Raw genomic sequence first — 16,234 nt, 5'->3', positions numbered from 1 at the left:
CTCATTCTCCTTTATTTATGAAATTCATAATGGATGATACAAACACTTCCACGCCAATCGGCAGTGCATCTTCGTCAATCGTAAAACGAGGATGGTGATGAGGATATATAATTCCCTTCTCTTTATTTCCTGCTCCGATAAAAAAGAATGTCCCTGGTGCCTTTTGTAAAAATGCTGAAAAATCTTCTCCAGCCATCGTTGGTTGTAAACGAACAACCCTGTCTCGTCCATAAAGTTGCAATGCCGTGCGTTCAATAAGCTCTGTAACTTCATAATCATTTACAACTGGTCGGTATCCATATTCATAAGAAAATGTATATTTCGCTCCATAAGATTCTGTAATATACTTTACAATCCGTTCAATCTTCCCCTCTGTTTCTTCTCTCAACTCATGTCTTAAACTCCGCACTGTTCCTTCAATTTCCGCTTGTTCTGGAATCACATTATGGGTTGTCCCGGCATGAAATTGCGTAACAGATACTACGAGAGAATCTAACGGATTCGTGAGGCGAGATACAATTTGCTGAAGTTGTGAAACAACTTGTGTACCGATTGCAATACTATCAATAGTTTCATGAGGGATTCCAGCATGCCCACCCTTGCCCTCAATCGTAATTTTAAAAACATCCGGCGCAGCCATTGCCGCACCATAAATTACACCTATTTTACCAACCTCTAACGACGCCCACAGGTGAGCACCAATAATATAATCCACACCTTCCATTACCCCCGCTGCAACCATTTCCTCTGCGCCACCAGGAAAATTTTCTTCTGCATGTTGGAATAGAAAACGAATCTCCCCTTTAACCTTCTCTCTTTCCTCTACTAACTTATGTACCACACCAAGTAATATCGCCATATGTCCATCATGACCACATGCATGCATCACACCTTGATGTGTCGAAATAAAATCAAAATCATTTTCTTCATGAATAGGAAGAGCATCCATATCAGCCCGGACCGCAATTGTTTTACCGGGCTGTTTACCTACTAACTTTGCCATCACACTATATTGATTCGGTCGTGACACTTCTAAATATGGGATTTTTTGAAGTATGTCGAACACAAACTGCGATGTTTTCTCTTCTTGAAAAGATAACTCTGGATACTTATGAAAATGCCTTCTCCACTCAACCAACTGATTTTTTGACAAAACAAGTTCCTTTGCAACATCCATTTCTCTTCTCTCCTTCTTCACCAAGTTAAATGTTATTATAACGCGAATTATTAACTTTTAAAAGAATATTCCGAATTTTCCGTGTTATAGACTTAAAAATAAAAAGCCATCTAAAAGATGACTTTTTCCTTATTACAAAATAGTAATTGCTTGTTTTCCCATTTGCTCCCAAGCTTTCTCAAATTCCGCTCGTGGAACAGCCAAACGTGGATTGTTTTTAAGAGGATCATTTACATATACAAAGTTTTGATCATATCCAATTACTACTGCACTATGCTCATAATATGTAATTTTCACTTCACCTGAACTCGTATTCCATGTTTCAAAACTACTTTCGGCTAGTGGCTTAAACGTTGTATTAATAATGACCCATACTGGAGATCCAGAACTAATTACTTTATATATATCTTGCATGTCTCTACCTGTTAAATTAATTACTTTTTCAGGAACATATTTTTCTGCTAAATTAAAGATTGGTTGATTATATACACCATATCCAGGTTCAGCCTTCGTATAAATGTTTCCAACGAACCCCTCATAAGGATTTCCACGCAAACCATTTTGTTCAAATGGAACACGATGGATTTCGCTAGCAAGCTGCATCTTATCTACTTGTACACCTTTATATTGCAGTAACATAGCCAAACTTGTCACTTCACATCCACGAGGTAATTCTGGTAATTGTTTTATAAATGGAACATCTTCAATCATAGCTGATTCTTTCATTTCAGATAGAAAATCTAAGCGTAGCACTTGCGCCTTTTGTATAATTTTATCTTTCCCTATAAAAAACGCGGCCGCAAGTATAATCCCAAAAACAAAAAGATATTTTAACTTTTTCATTATAAACAAAACTCCATTAATTATTATTTTACAGACACAACTCTTATCATTGTACCCTTCTTCTAACTAGTTTGCTAGAAAGATTCTGTGAATTATTATTCACATTTATATCGTTATAAAATTCTAATTATTTTTAATAAAAAGAAAAAACAATATACTTTTTCGGAACATTTTGCTAAAATCGAAATTATTAACATAGTGAAGATATCACCTTGTTAATAAACATTCTTAGAGTATTTAGTCATAGTTCGTTTTTTACATACTCCATTCATTTCATAACAAATAAATTGAGCATGTGTCACATCCCCCGCTAATGATTAAACACTCAGAATGAAAACCAGTTAATACATACAAGAAAATAACGGGGTGAGGGGCATATGAATCAACAAGTAGAACAAACAAATTTAAAACGTACAATGAAAAGTAGACACTTATTTATGATCGCACTTGGTGGCGTTATTGGAACTGGACTATTTATGGGATCTGGTCAAATCGTCCATAACGCTGGACCTGGTGGTGCAATTCTTGCATTTTTAGTCGGTGGATTTGTTATGTATTTAACGATGTTATGTCTTGGTGAATTATCCGTTGCTATGCCAGAAGCAGGTTCGTTCCAAAGCTATGCAAGCAAATTTATTTCACCTGGTTTTGGATTTGTTGTCGGTTGGATGTATTGGTTAAATTGGGCTGTTACAGTTGGAGTAGAGTTAACAACTGTAAGTATTTTAATGAAACGATGGTTTCCAGACGTTTCTTCGTGGATTTGGTGCGTTACATTTGCAGCAGCACTTTTTCTTGTGAACGCTCTATCAGCAAAGGCATATGCAGAAACAGAATTTTGGTTCGCAAGTGTAAAAGTTGCAACAATTGTTATTTTTGTCGTACTTGGTGGTGCAGTTATGTTTGGTCTACTAGACTTTAACGGAAAACCCGCTCCAATGCTTCACAATTTCACTGAAAATGGCGGGCTATTTCCAAATGGTGCATTAGCTGTTCTTCTTACGATGATTACAGTAAATTACTCCTTCCAAGGAACAGAATTAATCGGAATTGCTTCAGGAGAAAGTGAAAATCCTGAAAAAACAATTCCAAAAGCAATTAAAAACACAATTTGGCGAACTCTATTCTTCTTCGTCCTAGCAATATCAGTTGTTGTAGGGTTACTCCCATGGCAAGAGGCTAATCTAGTCGAAAGTCCATTTGTACTTGTATTTGATGTAGCTGGTGTTCCATATGCAGCAGACATTATGAACTTTGTTATTATTACAGCCGTATTATCCGTAGCTAACTCTGGTTTATACGCAAATTCTCGTATGCTTTGGGCGATGGCAAAACAAGGAATGGCAAGTCCAGCTTTTACGAAGTTAACTAAAAAAGGGGTACCACTGAATGCACTCATTTTCAGTCTTATTTTTGCAAGCCTTTCTTTATTAACAAGCGTGTTTGCGGCAGATACTGTCTTTCTAATTTTAACATCTATTGCAGCAATGGCGGCCGTTGTCGTTTGGATGTCAATCGCGGCTTCACAGTTTTTCTTCCGTAGAAATTTCTTGAAAAATGGCGGCGACATAAATGACTTAAAATATCGTACACCGCTCTATCCAGTAGTTCCAATCGTAGCGTTCTCACTCAACTTTATTACATTTGTTAGTTTAGCTTTCATTCCAGATCAGAGAATTGCTCTTTATTGCGGAATTCCATTTATGATTATTTGCTACATTTTATATCAAGTTAAATATAAAAAAGTTGTCACATTTGAAAAGAAAAAAAGTATAACTCAGGAAATAAACTAAATATACAAAATATTCAGCTATCTTTCTTATAATAAGATAGTTTTTTTCTATTTATTGGATATCTTGGTATAACTTTATTTATCTTAAAATTTTCACAATCACGTTTTTCTCTGGAAAATAGTTTACAATATAATCAAGTTACAAATGATATTCACCTTAAAAAGTGTGCATTTGTGTCTATTTTTTAACAATATCTCAAAAACTATTGCCTTCTATAAATTAATAGGTTTATATTGTTTTATTGGCATAGTTTCAATCCAAGGAGAAAGGAGATTTTCAATCGTGCAACTAAAGAAAGCATTTTGGAAGTTGGCTTCGCTTCTTCCGTTATCATTACTTCTGTTCCTCGGTGGCTGTGATAAGAAACTCGCAGTATTAAATCCGCAAGGACCTGTTGCAAAAGCACAGTATGATTTAATTGTTTGGTCATTCTTGCTTATGTCATTAATTATCGCAATTGTATTCATCCTGTTTACAGTCATCTTGATTCGTTATCGTGAAAAACCAGAGAATATGGACTACGAGCCACCTGAACAACACGGTAACACATTATTAGAAATTATTTGGACGCTTGTTCCTGTTATTATCGTTATCGCATTATCGATCCCAACAGTAAAAGCAACTTATGCTTCGGAAGAGGTTCCGGAAGAGTCCAAACATATTAAACCAGTTGAAATTTATGTTACATCTGCAAACTGGAAATGGTTATTCAGTTACCCAGAGGAAAAAATTGAAACCGTTAACTATTTAAACATCCCAGCTGGTGTACCAATTCAATTCAAACTGACTTCTGTCGGCCCAATGAATGCTTTCTGGGTACCAGAACTTGGTGGTATGAAGTACACAATGGATGGCATGATTATGGATCTTTATTTACAAGCTGATAAGCCAGGTTCTTACCTAGGCCGTAGCGCGAACTTCTCTGGTGAAGGATTCACTCACATGGAGTTCGAAGTTGAAGCAAAAACAAAAGAAAAGTATGACAAGTGGGTAAAAGAAGTACAACAAACTGCTCCTAAACTAACAGAAGATAAGTACAACGAAATTGTTAAACCTGGTGTAGTTGGTCGTATGACATTCTCTAGTCATCACTTAAGTTATGTAGATCCAAAATCACTTGAATATTGTGATTACAACTACTACAAAAACAAAAAATAATAGCTATTATTCCAACAGATTGGAGTGAACACAGTGAAGCTTGATGAATTCTTTGTCACAGGTGACCCGATTATTTACGGTGCAGACGCTTCTATCGTTCTTGTGACATTAGCAATCATTTTCGTACTAACAAAGTATAAAAAATGGAAGTGGCTTTGGGATGAATGGTTGACAACTGTTGACCATAAAAAAATCGGAGCCATGTATATTATTTCTGCGGTTATCATGTTATTCCGTGGTGGTATGGATGGTTTAATGATCCGTGCACAATTAACATTCCCAGAAACAACTTATTTAAACGCTGAACACTATAACGGAATCTTTACAACACACGGTACAGTTATGATTCTTTTCATGGCGATGCCATTCGTTATGGGATTAATGAACCTTGTAGTACCATTACAAATTGGTGCTCGTGACGTTGCATATCCGTTCTTAAATGCTTTAAGTTTCTGGTTATTCTTTGTCGGAGCAATGTTATTTAACATCGCTTTCGTAATCGGTGGTTCTCCAGACGCTGGGTGGACTTCTTACTTCCCAATGGCAGGTACAGAGTTTACTTCTGGTGTAGGAAATAACTACTACGCAATTGCATTACAGATTTCAGGTCTCGGTACGCTAATGACCGGTATTAACTTCCTTGTTACTATCTTAAAAATGCGTACACCTGGTATGACTTTAATGAGAATGCCAATGTTTACTTGGTCAATCTTAATTACAACAATTATCATTATTTTCGCTTTCCCAGTATTAACAGTTGCTCTTGCATTAATGACATTTGACCGTCTATTCGATGCTCACTTCTTTACGATGGCGAGCGGCGGTATGCCGATGTTATGGGCCAACCTGTTCTGGGTATGGGGTCACCCTGAAGTATATATCGTTATTTTACCGGCATTCGGTATTTTCTCTGAAATCATTAGTACATTCTCACGTAAACGTCTATTCGGTTACAGTGCGATGGTATACTCAATGGTTGCAATTTCTTTACTAAGTTTCGTCGTATGGCTTCATCACTTCTTCACGATGGGTGCAGGTCCAGCGGTTAACTCATTCTTCTCGATTTCGACAATGGCGATTTCGATTCCAACCGGGGTTAAGATCTTTAACTGGTTGTTTACACTGTATAAAGGACGTATTCGTTTTACAGTTCCAATGCTTTGGTCATTGGCATTTATTCCAAACTTCGTAGTCGGTGGGGTTACAGGGGTTATGCTTGGAATGGCAGCAGCTGATTATCAATACCATAACAGCTACTTCCTAATTGCTCACTTCCACTACGTATTAATCGCAGGTACAGTATTCGCTATGCTTGCTGGATTCACATTCTGGTATCCAAAAATGACTGGTCATATGTTAAATGAACGCCTAGGTAAATGGACATTCTGGATCTTTATGAGCGGATTCAACATCTGTTTCTTCCCAATGTACTTCTTAGGTTTAGACGGTATGACTCGTCGTATGTACACTTACTCTGAAAGTCTTGGATGGGGATGGCTAAACCAAATCGCATCTGTTGGTGCGGTAATGATGGGTATCGGCTTCCTACTTCTTTGCTACAACGTAATTTGGAGTGCACGTCACGGTGAACGTGACACAACTGGAGATCCATGGGATGGTCGTACACTTGAATGGGCAACTCAATCTCCTGTACAACATTACAACTTCGCGAAGCTTCCTGAAATTAAAGAAGCTGATGCTTTCTGGTACATGAAAAAACGCGGAGAAACAGTTACACCAGCAGCAGAAGATTTAAAACCAATTCACATGCCAAGTAACTCTGGTGTGCCTATTATTGCGTCTTTATTCTTCGGTCTTGCAGGTTTCGCATTAGTATTTAGCTGGTTCTGGCTTGCAGCAATCGGCGGCGTTGGTATTTTAGCTTGCTTAATCTATCGTTCATTCGATTACGACGATGGTTACTACGTAAGTGTTGATGAAATTAAAGAAACAGAACATATAGCATGAGAGGTGAAATGACATGGCGGCTTTAGATAAAAGCTTACCTTTGGAATATCAATCCGAACAAAGCAGATTGAATATCCTAGGATTCTGGATTTTTCTTGGGGCTGAAATTATGCTGTTCGCAACACTTTTCGCCTCTTATCTAGTCCTTGCTGGTCGTACGGCAGATGGCCCAACTCCAGCACAACTGTTTGAACTTAAAACGCTTTTAATACAAACATTACTACTTTTAACAAGTAGTTTCACATGTGGTATCGTAATTCACGAAATGCGTAAGCACAACCAGAAAGCAATGCTTGGATGGTTCATCCTTACATTACTTTTAGGTGCAGGCTTCCTATTCTTCGAGATTGAAGAATTCATTTTATACGTTGGTGAAGGCGCAACAATTCAAACAAGTGCTTTCCTATCTGCATTCTTCGTTCTTCTTGGAACGCATGGTGCCCACGTAACAGGCGGTATCATTTGGGCAATTTGTGTTATTATCCAAATTTTAAAACGAGGTTTAACACCAGTTACAGCTCGTAAAGTATTCATTATCAGCTTATACTGGCATTTCCTTGATCTTGTTTGGGTCTTTATTTACACACTAGTTTACTTGAACGGGATGGTGGCGTAAATGGGGCAAAATAACAACCAAGCAAACGGGCATGCGCATAGCGGATTCCCTTGGTCACACGTTTTCGGATTTATTTTATCGCTTGCACTAACGTTTCTAGCGTTATACGTGGCACTTTACACAACATTACCACTTTCAACAGTCTTAACAACTATTATCATAATGGCTGTTGCGCAAGCTTTATTACAATTAATTATGTTCATGCATTTAAAAGAAGGAGAAGGAAGAGTTCAAATTCTTACAATGATATACAGTTTCTTCGTTGCAACTGCAACAGTTGGTTTAACTGTATGGATCTTCTTCTCAATGTAATGTACATGAAAAAGACTGCTGAGATTCCTCAGCAGTCTTTTTTATTCCCCTCCTCTATTACATCCACATTACGGCATTAACAGCAGAATCATGAAAAATATACTTATTATGACAAATGTTAAGAAAACTCTTTCTTTATGAAATCGAATCCATATGCGTTGATTTTCTACCTATTATATGGCTAAATAGGTACTATATTTATTTGAAGGGAGAGAACGCAATGGAACATCATACTTCTGTTCTATCACTTATGGTTGTAGTTGCAATCGCGTTTTTCGTTCCCCTTTTGTTACAACGCTTTAAATTAAAAGCACTTCCTGTCGTTGTTGCAGAGATCATCGCAGGAATCTTTGTAGGTAAAAGTGGGTTTAATATTATTGAGCCAGATATGTGGCTCCAAGTTTTATCAACACTAGGATTTATCTTCCTCATGTTTTTAAGCGGGTTAGAAATTGACTTTTCTATTTTTAAACAAAAAGGGAAAAAAAGTACGAAAAACGAACCAAACACATTCCAAGCAGCAAGCATTATTTTCTTGTTTATTTTCATCTTATCTTATGCCCTATCATTACTATTCGTATGGCTAGGATTTGTAGATAATGCAATGTTCATGACTTTAATTATTTCGACTATTTCTTTAGGTGTTGTCGTACCAACATTAAAAGAGAATAACTTAGGAAAAACCGCAATCGGACAAATCATTTTATTAGTCGCTGTTATTGCAGACTTAGTTACAATGATTTTACTCGCTGTATTTGTCGGATTAAATTCTGAAAGCGGCCAAAGCATGTGGCTCCTACTCCTTCTATTCGGAGCAGGTATCATCATTTACTTTATTGCAAAACGCTTCAAAAACATCCCATATTTAGATAGCTTAAAAGCTGGTAGTGTACAAATTGATACTCGAGCTGTTTTTGCACTTATCTTAATTTTAGTAGGGTTATCTGAATCTGTTGGTGCAGAAAATATTTTAGGTGCCTTCTTAGCAGGTGTACTCGTATCGTTATTATCACCAAATGAAGATATGGTTGAAAAACTTGATTCCATCGGATACGGTTTCTTCATTCCTATTTTCTTCGTAATGGTTGGTGTAAATCTAGAAGTCTGGTCTATTTTTAAAGAACCTTCTAGTATGCTAATGATCCCAATTTTAATTGTAGGACTCTTTATTTCAAAACTTTTACCATCACTCGTCCTACGTAAATGGTATCCGCGTAATATCGTACTCGGAAGTGCCATCTTATTAACATCAACACTTTCCTTAGTTATTGCGGCGGCACAAATTGGTGAAAAACTAGGAATCATCAGCCCAAGTTTATCCGCTTCTCTTATTTTAAGTGCAGTTATTACTTGCATTTTTGCACCTATATTATTTAAAAAGATGTTCCCAAAAGTGGAAACACCAAAACCGAAAGTATCTATTATTGGCGCGAGCAGAATTACTCTTCCATTATCACTTGATTTAAAACGAGAAGACTATGATGTAACGCTATATATGATGCGCCAAAATAAAATAAATGATGAGGAAGCGAAATCACATGACTTCCCTATCGTGAAATTAGATGATATTACAATTGAATCATTAACTGAACGAACAGCATTTGATGCAGATCGCGTTGTCGTTGCAACAAGCGATGATGAACGAAACTTATTATTAGCAGAACATGCGAAAGAACTAGGTGTTGAACATGTCATTGCAAGTGTAGAAGATCCACTTCTACAAGAAAAAGCAACACAAGAACATATCGCTGTATTCTCGACTATTAACTCTACACGGATTTTATTACGTGCTCTTATCGATAAACCGAGTCTCGTTCGTTTAATTACAACAGCGAACGAAACCGTACGTGAAGTTGAACTACGTAGCAATAAATATAACGGCATCGAGCTTCGTCGCCTTCCATTTTTAGGTGATGTACTTGTCATCCAAATTTACCGAGGTAATAAAGCATTAATACCGCATGGTGATACGAGGTTACAACATGGTGACACACTGCTTGTAACAGGTTCAAAAGAACATATTAATACACTAAAAAACATATTAGAATAGAAAATGCCCCTCACATAATTGAGGGGCATTTTTTTCCATTCTATATGGTAAAATGTTACTATCACATATTATGGGGATGGATCACATTATGTCTATTGTAACTTTAGCTCTATTATTATTAGCGGAAGTACTCGTTGCTATTATTCTCATCGGTGTTAGCATTGAAATTTGTAGTTACGGCTGGAAAAAATCAACTGGCGTCAAATACACTTGTCTCTTGCTTTCGCTCCTTCTTGGAACCGCTAGCATACTCGGACTTTTCGCTGCACCTGCCTATTTCTTTATACAACTAACAGAAAAAGGCTTATAAGGAAGGATGTTAATATAATTACCGTGAAATGTATTGATGCATCTGAAACTTGCGTATTACGTCAAAAATTTTTACATCTGAATCAAACAGTAACAGATTGTAAATACTCTTTCGACTACGAAGCAGATACCTTTCACTTAGGTGCTTTTCTAAGCGATGAACCGATTAGTATCGCTTCCTTCTCAAAAAAATATACCCTGACTTACCAACAGGTGTTCATTATCGACTACGTGGAATGACAACATTACCTAACTTTCGAAACAAACACGCTGGAAGCTCCTTAATTCAAAAAGCATAACAAGTCTTGCAAGAGCGTAAAGTAAATATTTTATGGTGTAATGGCCGAATTACTGTAACTGACTATTACAAGCGCTTAGGCTTCTAGGAACATGGTGTAATCTTTGAAATTGAACCGATTGGCCTTCATAAAGTATTGTATATAAAAAGATATAAGAAAAGCTTTCCGCAATACGGGAAAGCTTTTCTTATATTTCAATCTTCACTTTTTATTTTTTTCATATATATGTATATAAACAAACTAGGAACTAAAAAACAAGCAAACATAATAAGTCCTGTCATACTAATTTCCTTTATCGAAATATCTGGTGTTACAATGATACAAATAGCTAAAATCCCAATAATAATACCTACCGGAATGAATAATAGTTTCATAAAATAGCTGCGTGATACTCCGCCCGTATGCTCATACACTTGCACCGAATTTTTTAAGTTTAAAAAGTTAATACCTATTATCCCGCACATAAATACCATTAATAAATCCGAAATACTTTCATATCCTGCACCTTGCAAAACATAGCGATAAAAAACAATACCTAGTATGACGATATTTTGTAAGATGAAAACGAGTCTAATATGTTTTAGCCCCTCAATCATTAAACGTTCATCTTTCACGATTCTCATCCCCTCACTCCTCTTCCTCCCAAAATAAATCATTTAATGTTTTATCTACCGCATAACAAATTTTCAAACATAAATCTAAAGACGGGTTGTATTTCCCCTTCTCAATTAAACTAATCGTTTGCCTTGTAACGCCTACTTTTTCTGCTAATTTTTGCTGTGTTAAATCTAACTGAACACGCGCGACTTTTATTTTACTTACAGCCATTCATGTTCCTCCTCTACCTTAATTGTAACATATATATTCCATTAAGTAATTTATATTTTGCGTAATTAATTTAATTTTCACTTTCCCCCGCTATTTACGGGTAATAAACCCCTCACTAATTATAGTTTCACTTTATTATACACAAAAAAGGAGCCTCTCATAAGAAGCCCCTCTTCTATATCTATATTATAAGAATAAATGACATCCAAATAAAATTGTAAATAAGTATAGTAACGGATGTACTTCCATCCCTTTCCCTTTCACAATCTTTAAGACCGGATACACTAAAAATCCGATTGCAATTCCATTCGCAATACTAGACGTTAACGGAATACCTACGAAAATTAAAAATGCTGGTAATGCATCTTCAAACTCATTCCAATTAATATCACGAATACTTTGTGCCATTAAACTACCGACAATAATTAATGAAGGAGCTGTAATAGCAGCTACACTTGATAAAGATGCAATTACAGGACTGAAAAATGCCGTTATAATTGTTAGTCCAACAACTACAATACCTGTTAATCCCGTTTTACCACCCGCAGCAATACCAGCTGACGATTCAATTGTCGCTGCTGTTGGGCTTGTACCAAAGATAGAACCTGTCGTTCCGCCAATCGCATCTGCAATAAACGCTTTACCAAACCGTTTCTCTGTATTATCTGTAATTAAACCTGCTTGTTTAATTAAACCGAGTAATGCACCTGTCGTATCAAATAAAAGTACAAGTAAAAATGAAAATACAACACCATATAATCCATACTGAATTACATCTGAAAAGGCATTGATTGGATTTGAAACGATAATACCCTCTGGTAAATGAGGCATCGCTACAATTTTATCCTCAAACTTCAGTTGCCCCGTAAAGAAGGCGATAATTCCTGTCACAATCATACTAATAAATAATGCACCACTCACACGTAATACCATTAATATCGCAGCTAAAATTAAACCAATTAAAGTTAAAATAACGGCTGGAGAATGAAAATCACCAATCGTAACTAAATTAGATGGATGATCAACGATAATTCCAGATAGACGTAATCCAATAAAAGCAATAAATAGTCCAATTCCACCTGCAATTGCATGCTTTAAACTATCAGGAATTGCGACAATTAACTTTTGCCTAAATGAAGTGAAAGATAATAAAAGAAAAATAATACCTGTTACAAATACTGCCGAAAACGCAATGACATATGTAATCCCCTCGGCCTGTTGAACAACAGAATAAGCAAAATATGCATTCATCCCCATAGCTGGAGCAATAACAATTGGATAGTTAGCTAAAAACGCCATACATAGCGTCCCAATAACTGTCGCAATAATAGTTGCCGTAAAAGCTTGATCAAATGGTACACCTGCATCAGATAATATTTTCGGATTGATGACAAGAATATACGCAAATGTAAAAAAAGTTGTGATGCCAGCTAAAAGCTCTTGCTTCACAGAAGTGTTATATTTTTGTAATTGAAACATGCTTATGTACCCTTCCTACATCTGAATTATTATCACACATTCTTTTCTTACTAGTATGTGAGAAAATATAATACTTAATCTTAACAATCAATAAAAAGAAGAGTCAATATATTCTCTAATAGTGAGAATTTTAAGTTTAAGTCTGACAACTTCAGATGTAGTACAGTTCTTTTCTGATTATTTTTGTAGCATAACAGATAGAAATGTTTTATAATTTGAAATAGTTAAATATTTAGGTAGCTCATTCTACAAGGGGGATTCTTCTTATGCATCACACAAACAAATCTGGAACTTTAAATCGAGGTTTAAAAGAACGACATATTACTTTAATGTCACTCGGTTCAGCTATTGGCGTTGGGCTATTTTTAGGATCTGCTTCTGCTATTAAACTAGCTGGTCCTTCCATCTTACTAGGTTATATGATCGCTGGACTCGTTATTTTTTTCATTATGCGAGCGCTCGGAGAAATGGCAATTGAACAACCGGTTGCCGGTTCTTTTAGTAAATACGCTAATGATTATATCGGTCCACTTGCTGGCTATATTACTGGTTGGAACTACTGGTTCTTATGGGTTGTTACTTGTATGGCTGAAATTACGGCGGCTGGAATTTACATGCAGTACTGGTTCCCAGATATCCCGCGCTGGACTTGGGCACTACTCGCTCTATTATTAATGAGCGCTTTCAACTTCTTATCAGTAAAAGTATTTGGAGAACTTGAGTTTTGGTTTGCCCTCATTAAAATTGTCACAATTATCTGTATGATAGTAATTGGAGCTGGCATTATTTTATTCGGATTCGGAAATGGTGGTATCGCTACTGGTATTTCAAATCTTTGGTCACATGGTGGCTGGTTCCCAAATGGATTTTCCGGATTACTACTTTCCTTACAAATGGTATTATTCGCTTATTTAGGCGTTGAACTAATTGGTGTTACAGCTGGTGAAGCTCAAAATCCGAAGAAAACACTCGCAAAAGCTATCGATAACGTATTTTGGAGAATCCTAATCTTTTACGTCGGGGCATTATTCGTTATGATGGCAATTTATCCATGGAACGAACTTGGTGAGAAAGGAAGTCCATTCGTATTAACATTCCAACAAATCGGCATTGCAAAAGCAGCAGGTATTATTAACTTTGTTGTATTAACAGCTGCACTTTCTTCTTGTAACGGTGGTTTATTTAGTACAGGGCGTATGCTATTTACATTGGCACAACAAAAGAAAGCTCCTGAAAGATTCGGTCGTTTAAATAAAAATGGGATTCCAAGTCAAGGAATTGTAGCAACGGCTATCGTTTTACTTGTTGGTGTTATATTAAACTACCTTGTGCCTGCAAAGGTGTTTACATGGTTAACTAGTATTTCAACTTTCGGGGCAATTTGGACCTGGGGAATTATATTAGTCGCTCAAATTAAATTCCGTAAAGGATTATCAACTGAGAAAAAAGACAAGCTAACGTATAAAATGCCTTTACATCCATTAAGCTCTTACTTCTCACTTGGCTTCCTTGCACTTGTACTATGTATAATGGCGTATTCAGAAGATACACGAATTGCATTAATCGTTGGCCCAATTTGGCTTATTGGCTTAGCTATCGTGTATTACATGAAAGGGTTTCATAAGATTGATGAAACACCTAATTCAAAGATTAGTTAAACAATTTATCCCTTCCTTATTAATTGGAAGGGGTTTTTTATTGTCTATATAAATATTTCTCAACAAAATTCACGGTATTTTTACAATTTTTTAATATTTTTTACGTTTTCTGTCTTTATTTTTTCAGAAAAATAAATTACATTATTAAAGCACATATATTTATTATTAGGGGGATTCTTCTATGAAGAATAAAAAATGGATTACATTTTCTTTAGCAACAGCAATTACACTTAGTATGGGGAGTTCGTTCATACCGTCTACTTATGCCGAAAGCTCTGTAGACCCAGCTCCTGAAATTGCTGCAAAGGTTGTAAATCAAAACAATGGGAAGAAAGTATTATTTGATAATACGCACGGTCAAACTGCAGGGACAGCTGACTGGGTTATTGATGGCGGCTTTTCTGATTTCGGAAACGGCATTGCCCAAAATGGATATCATGTAAAAGAACTTCGTAAATCAACACCTATTACATACGAAGACTTAAAAAATTACAACGTGTTTATCGTTCCAGAGGCAAATATTCCTTACAAAAAATCTGAACAAGATGCAATGTTACAATATGTAAAAAATGGCGGCAGTATCTTCTTCATTGCCGATCATTATAATGCAGATCGTAATAAAAATCGCTGGGACTCTTCTGAAGTATTTAATGGATATAGACGCGGTGCTTGGGAAAATCCCGCAAAAGGAATGTCTAACGAAGAAGCAAACTCACAAGCTATGCAAGGAGTAGAAAGTTCCGATTGGCTATCTAATAATTTTGGTATTCGCTTCCGTTACAATGCACTTGGTGATGTTTCAGCTAAAAACATTGTTTCGCCTGAACAATCATTCGGAATTACACAAGGTGTTTCATCGGTAGCAATGCATGCTGGTTCTACTCTAGCAATTACAAATCCAAAACTAGCAAAAGGACTTGTTTATCTTCCAGAAAACCCATCAAAATGGAATAACGCTGTTGATAGTGGTGTTTATAACGGCGGTGGCGTTGCAGAGGGTCCATATGCTGCAATTGCAAAAGTAGGACTTGGAAAAGCTGCCTTTATCGGTGACTCTTCTCCTGTTGAAGATGCTACGCCAAAATACGTTCGTGAAGATTCTGGCCAAACAAAGAAAACTTACGATGGTTATAAAGAAGAAAACGATGCTGTTTTACTAGAAAATATCGTAAATTGGCTATCGAAACAAGAGACATTTACAAGCTTAGATCAAGTAAACGGTTTACAACTTGATTCACCTACTGCTTTACAAACATTTGAACAACCAAGCTTATCAACAGAGCCACAACCAGAACCTTGGAGTGCACCAAACGCTGGTTACCAATGGTTTAATACAAATACATTTAAACCTGGTTCATACGGATATAACGGCGCCGTAACAGCAAACGATTATGTGATTACACGCCCTAGCATTCTCCCAAACAATGAAGTGTTCCAAATAAAGATTCAAGTAAACAACTTATTACCTAATACAACTTATAATAACTATTCTTTAGGTATCTTCACGACTGGCGGAACACAAGTAGCAAAAGTCCAAAATACAAACGGCACTTGGCCATCTACTTTCGGATATAGTAGCGCCTTTTCATTCACAACAAACAGCTTTGGTTCCGCTGAAAAAATTGTGAACGTACAACTTGATTCAAATACAACTGGACAAGCAACACTTCGTCTACGCCAAAATACAACTGCTAAATATAATGAAGCTGTAACGATTAATAAGAAGTAAAAGAAAAGGCAATCC

Annotated in this window: 14 protein-coding genes and 1 pseudogene; 10 read left to right on the top strand and 5 right to left on the bottom strand. The window is 36.3% G+C overall.

Features of this window, described 5'->3' with window-relative positions:
* Window position 1: 1 nt before the first annotated feature.
* Window positions 2-1,177 carry an amidohydrolase gene (locus JDS95_RS15700; RefSeq protein ID WP_199690644.1) on the bottom strand — a complete coding sequence of 392 codons (1,176 nt, stop codon included), beginning with the start codon at window positions 1,175-1,177 and terminating at the stop codon, window positions 2-4.
* Window positions 1,178-1,309: 132 nt separating this feature from the next.
* Window positions 1,310-2,020 (bottom strand): C39 family peptidase, encoded by a 711-nt coding sequence (locus JDS95_RS15695; RefSeq protein ID WP_000734486.1) that lies wholly within the window; start codon window positions 2,018-2,020, stop codon window positions 1,310-1,312.
* A gap of 377 nt (window positions 2,021-2,397) precedes the next feature.
* Here JDS95_RS15695 and JDS95_RS15690 point away from each other — a divergent pair, with 377 nt between their 5' ends.
* The 8 genes and pseudogenes from JDS95_RS15690 (at window position 2,398) to JDS95_RS15655 (ending at window position 10,612) form a co-directional block, all read left to right on the top strand.
* Window positions 2,398-3,813, top strand: coding sequence for an amino acid permease (locus tag JDS95_RS15690; protein ID WP_199690642.1), 1,416 nt, complete (start codon window positions 2,398-2,400; stop codon window positions 3,811-3,813).
* A 282-nt stretch (window positions 3,814-4,095) separates the two neighbouring features.
* Entirely contained in the window at window positions 4,096-4,971 is an 876-nt protein-coding gene (locus JDS95_RS15685) for a cytochrome aa3 quinol oxidase subunit II (RefSeq protein WP_001176160.1), read from the top strand.
* A 33-nt stretch (window positions 4,972-5,004) separates the two neighbouring features.
* Window positions 5,005-6,939, top strand: coding sequence for a cytochrome aa3 quinol oxidase subunit I (gene qoxB, locus JDS95_RS15680; protein ID WP_000762376.1), 1,935 nt, complete (start codon window positions 5,005-5,007; stop codon window positions 6,937-6,939).
* Window positions 6,940-6,952: 13 nt separating this feature from the next.
* Complete coding sequence (qoxC, locus tag JDS95_RS15675) at window positions 6,953-7,555, top strand: cytochrome aa3 quinol oxidase subunit III (RefSeq protein ID WP_000729311.1); 603 nt, start codon at window positions 6,953-6,955, stop codon at window positions 7,553-7,555.
* Window positions 7,556-7,867, top strand: coding sequence for a cytochrome aa3 quinol oxidase subunit IV (gene qoxD, locus JDS95_RS15670; RefSeq protein ID WP_000531386.1), 312 nt, complete (start codon window positions 7,556-7,558; stop codon window positions 7,865-7,867). It abuts the gene before it with no gap.
* Between the two features lie 220 nt (window positions 7,868-8,087).
* Window positions 8,088-9,917, top strand: a complete 1,830-nt coding sequence (locus JDS95_RS15665; protein ID WP_199690641.1) for a monovalent cation:proton antiporter family protein — start codon at window positions 8,088-8,090, stop codon at window positions 9,915-9,917.
* A gap of 52 nt (window positions 9,918-9,969) precedes the next feature.
* The gene (locus JDS95_RS15660; protein ID WP_000926990.1) at window positions 9,970-10,227 is read left to right on the top strand and encodes a DUF4022 family protein; all 258 of its coding nucleotides are present in this window, start codon (window positions 9,970-9,972) and stop codon (window positions 10,225-10,227) included.
* A 14-nt stretch (window positions 10,228-10,241) separates the two neighbouring features.
* Window positions 10,242-10,612: pseudogene (locus JDS95_RS15655) on the top strand (GNAT family N-acetyltransferase).
* 107 nt (window positions 10,613-10,719) lie between these two features.
* Here JDS95_RS15655 and JDS95_RS15650 read toward each other — a convergent pair.
* The 3 genes from JDS95_RS15650 to JDS95_RS15640 all read right to left on the bottom strand — a co-directional run bounded on the left by JDS95_RS15650 (window position 10,720) and on the right by JDS95_RS15640 (window position 12,832).
* Entirely contained in the window at window positions 10,720-11,148 is a 429-nt protein-coding gene (locus tag JDS95_RS15650; protein ID WP_001223559.1) for a hypothetical protein, read from the bottom strand.
* Between the two features lie 4 nt (window positions 11,149-11,152).
* Window positions 11,153-11,353 carry a helix-turn-helix transcriptional regulator gene (locus JDS95_RS15645; protein ID WP_000301176.1) on the bottom strand — a complete coding sequence of 67 codons (201 nt, stop codon included), beginning with the start codon at window positions 11,351-11,353 and terminating at the stop codon, window positions 11,153-11,155.
* Window positions 11,354-11,539: 186 nt separating this feature from the next.
* Complete coding sequence (locus JDS95_RS15640; RefSeq protein ID WP_199690639.1) at window positions 11,540-12,832, bottom strand: NCS2 family permease; 1,293 nt, start codon at window positions 12,830-12,832, stop codon at window positions 11,540-11,542.
* A 266-nt stretch (window positions 12,833-13,098) separates the two neighbouring features.
* Here JDS95_RS15640 and JDS95_RS15635 point away from each other — a divergent pair, with 266 nt between their 5' ends.
* Both JDS95_RS15635 and JDS95_RS15630 read left to right on the top strand, forming a co-directional pair.
* Complete coding sequence (locus JDS95_RS15635) at window positions 13,099-14,490, top strand: amino acid permease (protein WP_199690637.1); 1,392 nt, start codon at window positions 13,099-13,101, stop codon at window positions 14,488-14,490.
* A 181-nt stretch (window positions 14,491-14,671) separates the two neighbouring features.
* Window positions 14,672-16,219 (top strand): DNA-binding protein, encoded by a 1,548-nt coding sequence (locus JDS95_RS15630; protein ID WP_000791528.1) that lies wholly within the window; start codon window positions 14,672-14,674, stop codon window positions 16,217-16,219.
* Window positions 16,220-16,234: the final 15 nt, after the last annotated feature.

It is taken from the genome of Bacillus cereus group sp. N24 (genome assembly GCF_016483345.1).
Classification (GTDB): Bacteria; Bacillota; Bacilli; order Bacillales; family Bacillaceae_G; genus Bacillus_A; species Bacillus_A toyonensis.
The sequence above is the reverse complement of the archived record's forward strand: the minus strand, read 5'-3'. Positions and strand labels throughout refer to the sequence as shown.

Bases quoted from the DNA above. Each gene is read 5' to 3' on its own strand.
- qoxC (WP_000729311.1), top strand. From the start codon at position 6,953: ATGGCGGCTTTAGATAAAAGCTTACCTTTGGAATATCAATCCGAACAA.
- JDS95_RS15695 (WP_000734486.1), bottom strand. From the start codon at position 2,020: ATGAAAAAGTTAAAATATCTTTTTGTTTTTGGGATTATACTTGCGGCC.
- JDS95_RS15690 (WP_199690642.1), top strand. From the start codon at position 2,398: ATGAATCAACAAGTAGAACAAACAAATTTAAAACGTACAATGAAAAGT.
- JDS95_RS15660 (WP_000926990.1), top strand. From the start codon at position 9,970: ATGTTACTATCACATATTATGGGGATGGATCACATTATGTCTATTGTA.
- JDS95_RS15630 (WP_000791528.1), top strand. From the start codon at position 14,672: ATGAAGAATAAAAAATGGATTACATTTTCTTTAGCAACAGCAATTACA.
- JDS95_RS15635 (WP_199690637.1), top strand. From the start codon at position 13,099: ATGCATCACACAAACAAATCTGGAACTTTAAATCGAGGTTTAAAAGAA.
- JDS95_RS15650 (WP_001223559.1), bottom strand. From the start codon at position 11,148: ATGAGAATCGTGAAAGATGAACGTTTAATGATTGAGGGGCTAAAACAT.
- JDS95_RS15665 (WP_199690641.1), top strand. From the start codon at position 8,088: ATGGAACATCATACTTCTGTTCTATCACTTATGGTTGTAGTTGCAATC.
- JDS95_RS15645 (WP_000301176.1), bottom strand. From the start codon at position 11,353: ATGGCTGTAAGTAAAATAAAAGTCGCGCGTGTTCAGTTAGATTTAACA.
- JDS95_RS15640 (WP_199690639.1), bottom strand. From the start codon at position 12,832: ATGTTTCAATTACAAAAATATAACACTTCTGTGAAGCAAGAGCTTTTA.
- qoxD (WP_000531386.1), top strand. From the start codon at position 7,556: ATGGGGCAAAATAACAACCAAGCAAACGGGCATGCGCATAGCGGATTC.
- JDS95_RS15700 (WP_199690644.1), bottom strand. From the start codon at position 1,177: ATGGATGTTGCAAAGGAACTTGTTTTGTCAAAAAATCAGTTGGTTGAG.